Origin of the sequence: Nocardioides sp. (assembly GCF_041913365.1) — a bacterium.
Lineage (GTDB): Bacteria > Actinomycetota > Actinomycetes > Propionibacteriales > Nocardioidaceae > Nocardioides.
Map to the genome: position 1 here is coordinate 613,423 of NZ_JAYSFM010000002.1, position 13,713 is coordinate 627,135.

The 13,713-nt window shown below is 72.8% G+C and carries 14 protein-coding genes; 8 read left to right on the forward strand and 6 right to left on the reverse strand.

What is annotated here, in order from left to right:
• Window positions 1-74: 74 nt before the first annotated feature.
• Window positions 75-1,682, reverse strand: coding sequence for an amidohydrolase (locus ACE3QY_RS07860; protein WP_374455454.1), 1,608 nt, complete (start codon window positions 1,680-1,682; stop codon window positions 75-77).
• Between the two features lie 64 nt (window positions 1,683-1,746).
• Here ACE3QY_RS07860 and wrbA point away from each other — a divergent pair, with 64 nt between their 5' ends.
• Genes wrbA through ACE3QY_RS07875 form a run of 3 tightly spaced genes read left to right on the forward strand, consistent with a single transcriptional unit; the run spans window position 1,747 to window position 4,147 of the window.
• On the forward strand, window positions 1,747-2,340 hold the full coding sequence (gene wrbA / locus ACE3QY_RS07865; RefSeq protein ID WP_374455455.1) for an NAD(P)H:quinone oxidoreductase: 594 nt from the start codon (window positions 1,747-1,749) through the stop codon (window positions 2,338-2,340).
• A 54-nt stretch (window positions 2,341-2,394) separates the two neighbouring features.
• Window positions 2,395-3,822, forward strand: coding sequence for a short-chain fatty acid transporter (locus tag ACE3QY_RS07870; protein WP_374455456.1), 1,428 nt, complete (start codon window positions 2,395-2,397; stop codon window positions 3,820-3,822).
• A 31-nt stretch (window positions 3,823-3,853) separates the two neighbouring features.
• Complete coding sequence (locus tag ACE3QY_RS07875; RefSeq protein WP_374455457.1) at window positions 3,854-4,147, forward strand: hypothetical protein; 294 nt, start codon at window positions 3,854-3,856, stop codon at window positions 4,145-4,147.
• Window positions 4,148-4,171: 24 nt separating this feature from the next.
• Here the strand turns inward: ACE3QY_RS07875 and ACE3QY_RS07880 are convergent, their stop codons facing one another.
• Together ACE3QY_RS07880 and ACE3QY_RS07885 are read right to left on the reverse strand one after the other, a co-directional pair.
• Window positions 4,172-5,035: a universal stress protein gene (locus ACE3QY_RS07880; protein WP_374455458.1), complete on the reverse strand. Its 864-nt coding sequence runs from the start codon at window positions 5,033-5,035 to the stop codon at window positions 4,172-4,174.
• A gap of 72 nt (window positions 5,036-5,107) precedes the next feature.
• Window positions 5,108-5,431: a putative quinol monooxygenase gene (locus tag ACE3QY_RS07885; RefSeq protein WP_374455459.1), complete on the reverse strand. Its 324-nt coding sequence runs from the start codon at window positions 5,429-5,431 to the stop codon at window positions 5,108-5,110.
• A gap of 73 nt (window positions 5,432-5,504) precedes the next feature.
• Here ACE3QY_RS07885 and ACE3QY_RS07890 point away from each other — a divergent pair, with 73 nt between their 5' ends.
• Both ACE3QY_RS07890 and ACE3QY_RS07895 read left to right on the forward strand, forming a co-directional pair.
• Window positions 5,505-6,500 (forward strand): 5'-3' exonuclease H3TH domain-containing protein, encoded by a 996-nt coding sequence (locus tag ACE3QY_RS07890; RefSeq protein ID WP_374455460.1) that lies wholly within the window; start codon window positions 5,505-5,507, stop codon window positions 6,498-6,500.
• Window positions 6,501-6,554: 54 nt separating this feature from the next.
• Window positions 6,555-7,382, forward strand: coding sequence for a VOC family protein (locus ACE3QY_RS07895; protein ID WP_374455461.1), 828 nt, complete (start codon window positions 6,555-6,557; stop codon window positions 7,380-7,382).
• Window positions 7,383-7,385: 3 nt separating this feature from the next.
• Here ACE3QY_RS07895 and ACE3QY_RS07900 read toward each other — a convergent pair whose 3' ends face one another.
• The gene (locus tag ACE3QY_RS07900) at window positions 7,386-7,637 is read right to left on the reverse strand and encodes a DUF3253 domain-containing protein (RefSeq protein ID WP_374455462.1); all 252 of its coding nucleotides are present in this window, start codon (window positions 7,635-7,637) and stop codon (window positions 7,386-7,388) included.
• 264 nt (window positions 7,638-7,901) lie between these two features.
• Here ACE3QY_RS07900 and ACE3QY_RS07905 point away from each other — a divergent pair, with 264 nt between their 5' ends.
• The 3 genes from ACE3QY_RS07905 to ACE3QY_RS07915 all read left to right on the forward strand — a co-directional run bounded on the left by ACE3QY_RS07905 (window position 7,902) and on the right by ACE3QY_RS07915 (window position 12,562).
• Window positions 7,902-9,845, forward strand: a complete 1,944-nt coding sequence (locus ACE3QY_RS07905; protein ID WP_374455463.1) for a PhoX family phosphatase — start codon at window positions 7,902-7,904, stop codon at window positions 9,843-9,845.
• Between the two features lie 32 nt (window positions 9,846-9,877).
• The gene (locus tag ACE3QY_RS07910) at window positions 9,878-10,681 is read left to right on the forward strand and encodes a ceramidase domain-containing protein (RefSeq protein WP_374455464.1); all 804 of its coding nucleotides are present in this window, start codon (window positions 9,878-9,880) and stop codon (window positions 10,679-10,681) included.
• Window positions 10,682-10,744: 63 nt separating this feature from the next.
• Entirely contained in the window at window positions 10,745-12,562 is a 1,818-nt protein-coding gene (locus ACE3QY_RS07915; protein ID WP_374455465.1) for a bifunctional UDP-sugar hydrolase/5'-nucleotidase, read from the forward strand.
• A 48-nt stretch (window positions 12,563-12,610) separates the two neighbouring features.
• Here the strand turns inward: ACE3QY_RS07915 and ACE3QY_RS07920 are convergent, their stop codons facing one another.
• Window positions 12,611-13,078, reverse strand: a complete 468-nt coding sequence (locus tag ACE3QY_RS07920; protein ID WP_374455466.1) for an Hcp family type VI secretion system effector — start codon at window positions 13,076-13,078, stop codon at window positions 12,611-12,613.
• 21 nt (window positions 13,079-13,099) lie between these two features.
• On the reverse strand, window positions 13,100-13,708 hold the full coding sequence (locus ACE3QY_RS07925; RefSeq protein ID WP_374455467.1) for a hypothetical protein: 609 nt from the start codon (window positions 13,706-13,708) through the stop codon (window positions 13,100-13,102).
• Window positions 13,709-13,713: the final 5 nt, after the last annotated feature.

The following is a 13,713-nucleotide window of genomic DNA, read 5'->3' on the forward strand; positions in this document are numbered from 1 at the left end:
CCGACCTCTTGCCCTTCACCCGCCGATCCGAGGGCCACGTCGCGGACACGTGTCCGACGTCTGCGCTCGAGCCGTCAGGCCTCGAAGACGCACTCCCCGTCGACCCACGTCGAGCGCACCCGTGCCGCCCCGATCTCCTCCGGTGTGCGGAACGGGTCGACGTCGAGCACCACCAGGTCCGCGACGGCACCGACGGTCACCGTGCCGGCGTCGTCGCGGTGGTTCACCCAGGCCGAGCCGCTGGTGTAGGCGGCGAAGGCCACCTCGATCGGGAGCGCCTGCTCGGGGAGGAACGGCTCGGTGCCGGCGGGCGCGGGCTCGCCGTACGACGTCCGGTGCACTGCGGTGTGGATCGCGGCCAGCGGGTCCGGCGTGCTGACCGGCCAGTCGCTGCCCGCGACGAGCCGCGCCCCGGCGGCGTGGAGGTCGGCGAACGGGTACTGCCGGCCGGCCCGCTCGGCGCCGAGGAACGGGATCGTCAGCTCGGTCATCTGCTCGTCGTGGCACGCCCACAGCGCCTGGATGTTCGCCGCGACGCCGAGCCGGCCGAACCGCGGCACGTCGTCGGGGTGCACCAGCTGGAGGTGCGCGACGTGGTGGCGGCGCGCGGGGTCCGTGCCCTCGAGCGCGTCCAGCGCCTCCCGCACGCCGCGGTCGCCGAGCCCGTGGAAGTGCACCTGGAAGCCCTGCGCGTCGAGCGCGGCGACGTACGACGGCAGCCGCGCCGGGTCGACGAAGGAGATCCCCGAGTTGCCGGTCGCGTGGCCGCACCGGTCGAGGTAGGGCTCGACCAGGGCGGCCGTCCCGTTCTCCGCCACCCCGTCCTGCATGATCTTCACCGCCGTCGCGGCGAAGCGCCCACGCGACCAGTCACCGCGCTTCGCGACGAGGTCGGCGACCTGCTCGACGCCGCGGTCGCGCTCCCACCACAGGGCCCCGACGACGGTGGCGGTGAGGTCGCCCGCGGCCGCCGCTCGGGCGTACGTCGGTCCGGCGTCGCGCATGCCCGAGTAGGCCCCGACGATCGCGTCCTGCCAGCTCGTGATGCCGAGCGAGTGGAGGTACCGCTGGCCCTCCAGGAAGCCGGCGTACAGCTGCTCGTCGTCGGCCGCCGGGATCACCCCCGAGAGCAGGTCCATCGCCCCCTCGTGCAGCACGCCGGCGGGCGAGCCGTCGGCGCCGCGCTCGATCCGGCCGTGCGCGGGGTCCGGCGTCGAGGCGGTGATGCCCGCGAGCGACAGCGCGCGGCTGTTGGCCCACATGCCGTGGTGGTCGCGGTTGACCAGGGCGACCGGTCGGTCCGGCACGACGGCGTCCAGCTCGGCCGCGGTCGGCAGCCCGCCGGGGAACGCCGCCATCGCCCAGCCCCCACCCTGGATCCAGCCGGGGCCGGGGTGGGCGGCGGCGTACTCCCCGATGTGCGCGAGGTAGGCGACGGGGTCGACCGCGAGCCCGGACAGGTCGCAGGCCAGACGCTCGAGCCCGCCCTGGACCGGGTGCACGTGCGCGTCGGTGAATCCCGGCAGCAGCAGCCCTCCCCCGACGTCCACGACGGTCGCGCCGACCGGCGCGGCGTCGTCCCCGATACCAGCCACCCGGCCGCCGGACACGACGACGTCGCCGACCGCGCCGAGGTAGGAGTGCCCGTCGAAGACCGTCGCGTTGCGGAAGACCGTGCTCACGCGCCCATCATTCCCACCCCGAAGGGCGGTGGACAGTGTCCCCGCCGGGGCTACCGTCCAACAGATGACGAAGCTCGCGATCGTGTACTACTCCGCCTTCGGGACCGGTCACGCCATGGCGACCCGGCTGGCGGAGACCGCCGAGAAGCAGGGGGCGGAGGTGCGGCTGCGACGGGTGCGCGAGACCGCCCCCGACGAGGTGGTGCAGGGCGTCGATGCGTGGGCCGCCCACGCCGCCTCGGTCGCGGACCAGCCCGTGGCCGAGCCCGACGACCTGGCGTGGGCCGACGCGGTGATCATGGGGTCGGGCACCCGCTACGGCCACGTCACCAGCCAGCTGCAGGCCTTCATCGACACCCTCGGCCCGCTGTGGCAGGAGGGCAAGCTGGCCGACAAGGTCTACTCCGCGTTCACGTCGAGCTCGACCCTGCACGGCGGCCAGGAGTCGACGATCCTGGCGATGATCACCACCTTCTGCCACTTCGGCGGGATCATCGTGCCGCCCGGCTACACCGACCCGACCAAGTTCGAGGACGGCAACCCCTACGGCGTCGGCGTCGTGACCGATGACTCCGACGAGCTCTCGGAGACCGACCTCAACGCGCTGGACCACATGGTCGAGCGCGTGCTCGAGGTCGCCGGTCGACTGCGGGACTGAGCAGAGCACCACCACCCGCGGGCGCCGACGTCGCGTCCGCTACGTTCGTGAGCCATGTCGACGATCTCGGGCACGACCGACGAGCGAGGGCTGGCCCGCCTCGCCCAGCGCAGCGCAGCATGGACCGAGAAGTGGTTCCCGGACGCGTACGTCTTCGCCCTCGCGGGCGTCGTGCTGGTGTCCGTGGCCGCGATGGTCAACGGCTCGAGCCCGGTCACCGTCGCCGAGACCTTCGGCGGCGGCTTCTGGGACCTGGCCACCTTCACGCTCCAGATGGCGATGGTGGTCCTCACCGGCTACGTCGTCGCCACGTCCCCGCCGGTCGCGCGGGTGATCGAACGGATCGCGCTCTACCCGTCCAGCCCCCGTGGCGCGGTGGCCTTCGTGGCGCTGCTGTCGTGCCTGGTCTCGATGCTCAACTGGGGCCTCAGCCTGGTCTTCAGCGGCCTGCTCGCCCGCGCCATCGCCCGGCGCACCGACCTGCGTGCCGACTACCGCGCGCTCGGCGCGGCGGCCTACCTCGGCCTCGGCGCCGTGTGGGCGCTCGGCCTGTCCTCCTCGGCCGCGCAGCTCCAGGCCACCCCGGCGTCGCTGCCGCCGGAGCTGCTCGAGATCACCGGCGTGCTCGACTTCGGCACGACGATCCTCACGTGGCAGTCGCTCGTCATGGCCGCCGTCCTGATCGTGCTCAGCGTCGCCGTCGCGTGGGCGTCCGCCCCGCAGGGCAAGGCGATCCGGACCGCCGAGGACATGGGCGTCGACCTCTCCGACGAGGTCGAGCCGATGCCCGAGCGCGGCCGGCCGGGCGAGTGGCTGGAGTACTCCCGCATCCTGCCCGTCCTCGTCGGGCTGCTCACCCTGGGCTGGCTCGTGCAGCAGCTCGCGACGCTGCCGTTCCTGAGCGTGATCAGCAGCCTCAACGGCTACCTCATGGTCTTCCTCATCCTCGGCCTCGTGCTCCACGGCACCCCGCGCGGCTTCCTCAACGCGGTCGCCAAGGCCGTCCCGACCACCGCCGGCGTGCTCGTGCAGTTTCCTCTGTACGCCGCCATGGCCGCGGTGCTGACCCGGGCCGAGGGCCGCGGCGGCGTCACGGTCTCGGAGCACCTCGCCGACCTGTTCACCAGCATCGGCGGCGGTGGCGCGTTCGCCGTCGTCATCGCGATCTACACCGCGCTCCTCGGCCTGCTCGTCCCCTCGGGCGGCGGCAAGTGGCTCGTCGAGGCGCCGTACGTCATGCAGTCGGCCACCGACGTCGGGATGAACCTCGGCTGGACCGTGCAGATCTACAACGCCGCCGAGGCGCTGCCCAACCTGGTCAACCCGTTCTTCATGCTGCCGCTGCTCGCCGTGCTCGGCGTCCGGGCGCGCGACCTGGTCGGCTTCACCTTCCTGCAGTTCGTCTTCCACCTGCCCGTCGTGCTGCTGCTCCTCTGGCTGCTCGGCACGACCTTCGAGTTCGTGCCCCCGGTGATGCCCTGACCCGCTCCCGGCCCGGGGCTAGCGTGGTGGGGTGGCGGAGGAGCAGCTGAGGCGCTCGGTCGACGCGGCGATGCTGCCGATCGTCGCCTCGCTCGCGCCGGCCGGCGTGCTCGAGGCCCACTGGCTGCCCGACCGCGTGGGCGACCCGGTCGTGTGGATCCGGGTCCACAGCGAGGTCGACCGGGCCGCGATCGAGTCCTACACCTGGGTGCTGCCGCAGGTGCAGATCATCCTCGCGCGCCTCGGTCTGGCGCCCGACAAGGTGCTGGCCCTGCGGCTCGAGGTGACCTCGGGCGAGGCCGAGGACCGGCTGTTCGACGAGTGAGGTCACTCGCGGTCAGGTCGGCGGTCAGCGCACGACGGCGACCGGGCACTCGGCCCGGTGCAGCACGACCTGGCTCACCGAGCCCAGGAGCAGGCCGCTGAAGAACCCGAGCCCGCGCGAGCCGACGACCACGAGCGAGGCGCCCGCGGACGCGTCGACCAGGGCCTGGCCGGGCGCCACCGCGACGACCCCGTGCTCGAGCCGTACGTCCGGGTGGTCCTCGCGGACGCCCGCGAGGCTCTCGGAGAGGAGCCGCTCGCGCTCGTCGCTGTCGACGCTGCGGGCGTCGCTGCTCCAGACGTCGGTGGAGGGCGCGTGCACCCGCCACGCGTGGATCGCCACGACCGTCTCGCCGGTGTCCTCGGCCCGCCGGCAGGCGTAGTCGAGGGCGGCCGAGCTGGACGGCGAGCCGTCGATGCCGACCACGATCCGGCGCGCCCCGGGGTCGCGCGCGGGACGGACGACGACGACCGGGCACGTCGCATGCCGAGCGAGGTGCTGGCTGACCGAGCCGATCAGGGCTTCGCCCGTGCGGCCGTGGCCGTGGCTGCCGACCACGAGGCTGGATGCGGAGTCGGCAGCGCGCAGCAGCTCGTCGACGACGTGCCCGGTCGCCTGGTCCAGGGTCGCGGACCCGACACCGGCCTCCGAGAGCGTCTTGCCGGCCCGCTCGAGGAGGGCCGAGGAGTCACCGGCCGGGATGTCGACCATCCCTGCCATGCCCACGGCACCCGTCATCCCGCCCCAGGTGGGCGGCAGCACCGCGTTGACCGCCAGCACACGCACGGGGACTCCGGTGCGTAGCGACTCGGCCGCGGACCACTGCAGGGCGCGCTCGGCGTCGGCCGAGCCGTCGTAGGCCACCAGGATCGGGAGTGTCGTCGTCATGCCTCCACGCTCGCCGGGCCGGCGCGCGCGGTGCAGGGCCCGAGGTCCCGGATCCGCGGGCGAAGGTCCCCCTCAGTCGACCCGGAGCTCGCCGAGCTCGTTCCAGCCGTCCTGCTCGACGGCAGTGGAGACGATGTCGGGCGTGCGCGAGAGGTACGGCGGCAGCTCGGCCTGCGCGGCCTTGAAGTGGTCGGAGCCGACGTGGGCGGCCCCGGCGTCACCGTCGCGGAACGCCTCGACGAGGACGTACTCAGTGGGATCGTCGAGGCTGCGCGACCAGTCGAACCACAGGCAGCCCTCCTCGGCGCGGGTGGCGTCGGTGAAGGCCCGGGAGATCTCCGGCCACGCCTCGGCGTGCTCGGGCAACACGTGGAACTTGGCGGTGATGAAGATCAAGGCGTCTCCTGTGGGACGAGTGCGGACGACTGCGCTGAGCCTACGAGGACGGCCTAGGCTGACGCTGATCGCCATGGACCACCACGACACCCGCCCCCGCCGGCTGCTGCTGGTCGTGGACGCCCCCTCGCTCCTGCACCGCAACCACCACGCCCGCGCCCACACCGGCCTCCGTGACCGGTCGGGGCGCCCGATCTGGGCCCTGCACGGGATGCTGCGCCAGATCCTGGAGTCGATCGACTCCTTCGCGCCCGACGCCGTGCTCTTCGGCCTCGACGACCGCACCGGGTCGGTGCGCCGTGACGCCTACCCCGACTACAAGGCCGGACGGGCGGAGAAGGACCCCGAGCTCGTCGACCAGCTCGACCGGGCCGGCGCGCTGCTCGACGCGCTCGGGCTGGCCACGCTGACCCCGCCGGGGCTGGAGGCCGACGACGTCAACGCCTCCGGCGCCACCTGGGCCACGGCCAACGGCTGGGACTGCGTGATCGTCACCTCCGACCGCGACGCCTTCGCGCACATCAGCCACCACACCCGGGTCCTGCGCCTCATCGACGGCGGCATCCACGGCTCGCCGATGCTCAACCCGGCCAGCCTCTTCAACATGTACGGCGTCCGGCCGGCCAACTACCTCGCGTTCGCCGCCCTGCGCGGCGACGCCAGCGACAACCTGCCCGGCGTCCAGGGCATCGGCGAGAAGACTGCCGCGATCCTGCTCGACGTCGCCGGGTCGATGGACGCCGCGTGGGCCGACGTCGACCACCTCGGCGGCCGGTCGCTGGCAGAGGCCCTCGACGACTGGGCGGCGGAGAACGGTGCGCGCCGCCTCGGCGAGACCGTCGTACGACGCCTGTCGGCGCCGGGCGCCCGGGCGCGCTACGAGTTCAACGTGCAGATGATGGCCGGCCGTGACGACCTCGACCTCGGCCTGACCCCGGACGTCCCCGGCTCCCGGGGCCTGCTCCCGCTCGACCTGGACCGGGTGACCAAGGTGGTCGGCTTCCTCGACAACGACTTCACGACCGACCTGGCCGTCCGGGTGCTCACCGCGCGACCCGCCTCCGGCTGACAGGTCCTCCCTTGCGGCCAGCCCCTGACCTGATGGCGCCCTAGCGTCGCAGGCATGGACACACAGCAACGGACCTATCCCGACGGCGTCCCCTCGTGGATCGACCTCGAGCAGCGCGACCTCACCGCCACCCGCGAGTTCTACGGCGGCCTCCTCGGCTGGCAGTTCGAGGTGGTCGGCGCCGGGCAGTACGTCATCGCCAGCCTCGACGGCCGTGACGTCGCCGGCCTGGCCGAGCCCGAGGGCGACTGGGCGACGGGCGAGTGGAACACCTACGTCGCGGTCGACGACGCCGACGCGGGCGCGGCCCGGGTGACGGCGGCGGGCGGCAGGGTCGTCGTACCCGTGCGCGAGGCGGGCCCGGCCGGACGGCTCGCGGTGTGCGAGGACCCGGCCGGGGCGCGCTTCCGGCTCTGGCAGGCGGGCCGTCGGCTCGGCGTCCAGGCCGCCAACGAGCCCGGCGCGTGGGTCTTCAGCAACCTCCGGGGCGTGGACGCCGCGAGCGTGGCGCCGTTCTACTCCGACGTCTTCGGCTGGGAGGCCTCCGACCTCGGCTTCACCCACCTGGTCCGACGGCCCGGCTACGGCGACCACCTCGCCGGCACCACCGACCCCGGCATCCACGAGCGCCAGTCCTCCGACTTCGTGCCCGAGGGCTTCGCCGACGCCGTCGGCTGGATCGACCGGCGCGATCCCGCGGTCCCGAGCCACTGGCACACCAGCATCGGCGTCGCCGACCGCGACCGTGCGGTGGCGGACGTGGAACGGCTCGGCGGCACCGTGCTCGCGACCGAGGAGTCCGAGTGGACCCGCGAAGCCCTCGTGCGTGACCCGCAGGGGGCCGAGCTCACCCTCAGCCAGTTCACCCCGCCCGAGGGGTGAGGCTCACCGCCGCCTGATCCGGACCGGCCCCCTCGCCGTGGCGAGGTCGACCTCGCGCCCGCCCTGGGTGACCTCGACCTCGCCCCGGTCGACGAGGCGGGCCGCGGCCTCGCGCGCCGGGTCCATCAGGTCGCGCCAGGAGTCCTCGTCGCCGACCGCGCGGGCCGCGTCGGAGGGACAGATCGTGGCCGTCGGCGCACGCCGCGACAGCAGGTCGAGGATGGCGGCCTCGAGCCGCTGGTCGATGTCGGGCACGACCCCAGTGTGCCCCGGCAGGCCGACCCGGTGACCGGTTCGGTGACCGCCGAGTAGTTCACCTGATGTCCACCTGCGCGCCTCCCCCGGGAACCCACCGGCCGGACAGAGTGAGCGCGACGGCACATCGCACTCACTCGGCACGGAGACACCATGACGGACACCGCCCCTCGCCCGCTCCTCCCCCTGCTCCCGATGGCAGGCCGCACGCACGGCAACCGCAGCGCCGTCACCTGCCACCTCCGGTGCGGTGACGCGTGCTCCATGACGGCACCCAACACGACCGAGACGTCGTACTTCCGCGACGTCGCCGCCCATGCCCTGCGCCGCCGCACCGTCGTGGGCGCGAGCCTCACCGCGGCCGCCGTCGGCGTCGTCGGGGCGTCGCCGGCCGCGGCCGGCAGGGGCGGCCACGGCGACCACGGCGACCACGGCGACCACGGCCACGGTGGCCACCACGGCGGCTCGCTGACGTTCGCCGCGATCGCACCCGTCGCCAGCACGGTCGACGCGCTCACCGTCCCGTCGGGCTACGACTGGCGGGCCATCATCCGCTGGGGCGACCCGATCCTGCGCGGCGCCCCGGCCTTCGACCCCGCCCGGCAGACCCCCGAGGCGCAGGCCGGGCAGTTCGGCTACAACAACGACTACCTCGACATCATCGAGACCAACCGCTCGGGCACCAAGGCCCTGCTGGTGTGCAACCACGAGTACACCAACGAGGGCATCATGTTCCCGCCCGGCACCGACCCGACGACGCTCGTACGCACCGCCTGGGCCGCGCACGGCATGTCGGTCGTCGAGCTCGTGCGCCGCCGCCGCGGCGACACGTGGCGCTACGCCCCCGGCGCCCGGCTCAACCGCCGGATCACCCTGGACACGCCGTTCGTCCTCGACGGCCCGGCCGCCGGGTCCGACCTGCTGAAGACCGCCGAGGACCCCACGGGCACGAGAGTCCGCGGCACCATGAACAACTGCGCCGGCGGCACCACGCCGTGGGGCACGGTGCTCTCCGGCGAGGAGAACTTCAACCAGTACTTCAAGGCCACCGGCACCAGCCCGCGCGAGTCGCGCTACGGCCTCTCCGCCACGCAGGACGCCCGCAACTGGCGGGCCGTCGACCCGCGCTGGGACGCCACGCAGGCGGCGTACGCCAACGAGCCCAACCGGTTCGGCTGGATCGTCGAGGTCGACCCCTCCGACCCGCGCTCCACCCCGGTCAAGCACACCGCGATGGGCCGCTTCAAGCACGAGGGCGCCAACGTCATCGTCAACCGCGACGGCCACGTGGTCGCCTACATGGGCGACGACGAGCGCTTCGACTACCTCTACCGCTTCGTGTCGAAGGACCGCCTCCACGGCCGCGGCGGCAGCTGGCGCCGGCACGGCAGTCGGTCGCCGTTGAGCGAGGGCGATCTCTCCGTGGCGCGCTTCACCGGCGACGGCCTCGAGGACGGCGTCAGCGACGGCACCGGCGAGTGGATCCCGCTGACCAGGGACGGCCAGTCGATGGTGCCCGGCTTCAGCCTCGAGGAGGTGCTGGTCTTCACCCGCCTGGCCGCCGACGTGGTCATGCCCACCAAGATGGACCGCCCCGAGGACGTGCAGCCCAGCACCCACAACGGCAAGGTCTACGTCGCGTGCACGAACAACACCGACCGCGGCAAGGTCGGCAAGGAGGGCCCCACCGAGCCCAACCCGCGCGCCGCCAACAAGGACGGCCACGTCGTCGAGATCACCCCGACCGGCGGCGACCACACCGCCGACACGTTCAGCTGGGACCTGTTCCTCATCTGCGGTGACGCGGCGTCCGCCGGCACCTACTTCGGCGGCTGGACCGGCCCGGTGTCGCCGATCTCCTGCCCCGACAACGTCGCCTTCGACACCGCCGGCAACCTCTGGATCTCCACCGACGGCCAGCCCAGCGCCATCAAGCTCGACGACGGCCTGTTCAAGGTGCCCGTCGAGGGCCCCGAGCGCGGTCGCGTCCAGCAGTTCCTGGCCGTGCCCGCCGGCGCGGAGACCTGCGGCCCGGTGATCCACGACCGCGACGGCTCCGTCTTCGTCGCCGTGCAGCACCCGGGCGAGGACGGCACCTGGGACGCTCCCCAGTCCCGCTTCCCCGACTACGTCGCCGCGGGCGCCACACCGCGCGCCGGCCAGTTCGCCGGACCGCGACCCTCGGTCGTCCAGGTCACCCGCGCCTGACCGGAGCCCGGTCCCGTCCCTACGATCGGGCCATGGCCCGCCCGCTCGCCGTGACCACCACGGTCGCCGTCGCCTCGACGGTGCTGCTGGTGGTCGCGGTCGGGCAGGGCTGGCTCGGGCCCGACGTCGGGCGCGGTGGGAACTTCTGCGAGGCACCCCACGACGGCTGGATCCGGCAGCCGGCCAACACGCTGTCCAACGCGGGCTTCGTGGTCGCCGGACTCCTCGTCGCCGCGCGGGCCGTGCGGCTGCCGCACGACGGCGTGATGTCCTCGACGGTCGCGACGGTCTACGCGTGCGTGGTGGTGCTCCTCGGCCCCGGCTCGGCAGCGATGCACGCCACGCAAAGCGCGTGGGGCGGCCACCTCGACATGCTGAGCATGTACCTCATCGCCGGGTTTGCGGCCGCGTGGGCGTGGGTCCGCTGGACCCGCCGCGGGACGGCCGCGTTCGTGACGGCGTACGCCGCCTGCGTGCTGGCGTGCGAGCTCGTCGGGCTCTGGTCGGACCCGGTGCCGGTGGTGCACTACTCCGGCAACCTGGCGTTCGGGGTGCTGCTGGCCTCCGCGGTCGTGCTGGAGACCCTGATCTGGCGGCGCGGCGAGACCGCCACCGTCTTCCGCCACGGCGTGGTGTCCCTCGCCGCGATGCTCGTCGCCTTCACCATCTGGCTGCTCAGCAACGCCGGCTGGTGCGACCCGCACTCGCTGGTCCAGGGGCACGCCGCGTGGCACCTGCTGTGCGCCGTGGCGGCGTACTGGCTGTTCCGGCTCTACGCGTCCGAACGCTCGGTGAACACCGCCGAGGGGAGGTTGACCCGGGCCGAGGTCGTGTAGGTAGATGGACCGGCTCCCGGGCACCCCCGGGCGCGCTCGGATCTCTCGGAAAGCGGTTCCTGCATGACCTCGCAGCTCACTCCCGCCCGTCGCACCGTCCTCACCGGGGCGGCCGCACTCACCGCCGCCGGCTTCGTCGCGCAACCGATCCCGGCGCTCGCGCACGGCGGCAGGCACCGCACGCGGCTCACCGTGCTCGGCACCACCGACCTGCACGGCAACGTCTTCAACTGGGACTACTTCAAGAACCTCGAGTTCGACAACGCCGCCCGCGACGACATCGGCATCGCGAAGGCCGCCACCCTGATCAAGGCGGCACGCGCGAAGCTCGGCCGCCAGCCGGTGCTGACCCTCGACGCCGGCGACACCATCCAGGGCACTCCCCTGGCCTACTACTACGCCCGCATCGAGCCGATCGGCCGCCGCACCATCCACCCGATGGCCCACGCGATGAACCTCGTCGGCTACGACGCGGCCGCGCTCGGCAACCACGAGTTCAACTACGGACTCGACACGCTCCGCACCTTCGAGTCCCAGCTGAACTTCCCGCTCCTCGGCGCCAACGCCGTCGACCCCGCGACCGGTCGCCCGGTCTTCCCGCCCTACGTCATCAAGCGCTACAAGGTGCACGGCGGACCCGACCTCACGGTCGGCGTGCTCGGCCTGACCAACCCCGGCATCGCGATCTGGGACAAGGCCAACGTCGAGGGCCGCGTGGAGTTCCCCGGCCTCGTCGAGCAGGCCCGCCGCTTCGTGCCCGAGCTCAAGCGCCGCGGCTGCGACGTCGTCGTGATCAGCGCCCACAGCGGCGCCGACACCTCGTCGTCGTACGGCGACGCGCTGCCGTGGCCGGAGAACGCCGCGTCGCTGGTGGCCGAGCAGGTCCCCGGCGTCGACGCGATCCTCGTCGGCCACGCGCACCGCGACATCCCGCAGCGCTTCGTCACCAACTCCCGCACGAAGCAGGACGTGCTGCTGTGCGAGCCCGCCTACTGGGGCATGCGCGTCGCCGTCATGGACCTCGACCTCCAGCACCACCACGGCCGCTGGAAGGTCGTCGGCTCCCACGGGCAGACGCTGAACTCCAACACCGTGTCCGGTGACCCCGCCGTCCTCGCAGCGGTGCGACGCCAGCACGAGACGGTCGTCGACTACGTCAACTCCCCCGTCGGCACCTCGGCCGCGGCGCTGTCCGCGGCGCGCGCGGTCGTGGAGGACGTGCCGATCATCGACTTCGTCCAGTTCGTGCAGGCCGACGCGGTCAAGGCCGGCCTCACCGGCGCCGACGCGGCGCTGCCGGTGCTCTCGATCGCCGCACCCTTCAACCGGGCGGCGTCGTTCCCGGCCGGGCAGGTGACGGTCCGCGACGTGGCCGGGCTCTACATCTACGACAACACGCTGCTCGGCGTGAAGGTCACCGGCGCGCAGGTCAAGGACTACCTCGAGTTCTCGGCGCGCTACTTCCAGCAGGTCTCCGGATCCGGCCCGTTCATGATGGCGCAGGTGACCAACCAGGTCACCGAGACCGCACCCAACGGCACGCCCGACTACAACTTCGACACCGTCGCCGGGCTCGACGCGCCGCTGACGTACGACATCGACATCGCCCAGCCCGTCGGCTCGCGCATCCTCAACCTGTCGTACGACGGCCAGCCAGTCGCGCCGGGCCAGGAGTTCGCGATGGCGGTGAACAACTACCGGCAGTCGGGAGGCGGCGGCTTCCCGCACGTGAGCACCGCGCCGGTGGTCTACAACCGCCAGAACGAGATCCGCCAGCTCCTCATCGACTGGGTGACGGCGAACGGGACGATCGACCCGGCGGAGTTCGCCTCGGTGGACTGGCGGCTCGTCTCCGGCGGCCAGCCGATCACCATCACCTGAGCGGTCGACCAGGACGCCGGCGCGACTGCTCGCTGTCGAGCCGGCGTCCTAGATGGTGTGGCCGAACGTGCTCTCCCCCGCGGGGCGGCCCTTGGCGTTCTGCGCGTGGTACGTCACCTCGAAGGAAGCGAAGGCCAACGTCACCGACTCGGTCAGCTGGTCCCCACCCTCGGAGCCGCTGGTCTGGCAGCTGGTGACCATCACGTCCTTCATGGTGATGCTGTAGTACTCGTGCCTGGCGTTGCCCCCGGCCCTGCGAACGATGATCTTCGCCTCGGGGAGGTGCGTCCCGAGCGACACCGCCTTCAGCAGCTCGGTCGACGAGAGGTCGATGAACTTGGTGATCGCGATGTCCTGGAAGGTCGCCTTGGCGGACCCGCCACCACCGCCCGACCGAGGCGGACCTGAGTTGCTGACGGCCCACGACCACGCGAGGATGTCGATCTTCCCGGCATGCACCTTGTCCTGCGACTCGCCCTTGATCGGGCCGAGGTCCAGGAACATGTCGAGTGGCATGCTCGATGGTAGCCCCGCCCGTCACGAGCTGATCAGGACCCGGCGCGGCTCCTCCTCGACGCGCCGGCGTCCTGCCGCGACGCCGGCGAGCAGGCCGAGCAGCGCGCCGGGGACGAGCCAGCGCCAGCCGGACAGTGAGACCCAGGACGAGTCGTCCGCTGCCGCAGCCGGGGTCTCCTCGGGTGCGGACGTCGCCTCGGCGGGCACCGACACGACGGCGGGCCCGCCACCCTGCTGAACGACGCCGTCGAGCAGGTCGACGACACGCTGCGCCGAGCCGAGCTCCTGCCACTGGCCTGCGCCGTCCTCGGTCACGGTCGTCGACACCCAGGCCGTGCCGTCGCCGGCGACGTGCACCCGGTCCCACCGCCATGCCGTGACGTCGTGGATCATCCAGGTCAGGTTGTAGGTGGCGCCGTCGTAGCCCGGCGGCTGGGTCGTCCCCGAGGTGGCACCCTCGGGCAGCAGCCGCACGAGGGCGTCGTACGCCTCGTCGGTGTAGTAGAGCGCGCCTGCTCCGGCGCCCACGTGGGTGACCAGCACGCTCGTGGGGCCTCCCGCGTGGGAGGTGGCGGGCAGCCCGACGAGGGCTGACAGGGCGAGCACGACGACGGCCAAGGTCCTGCGCATGGCTC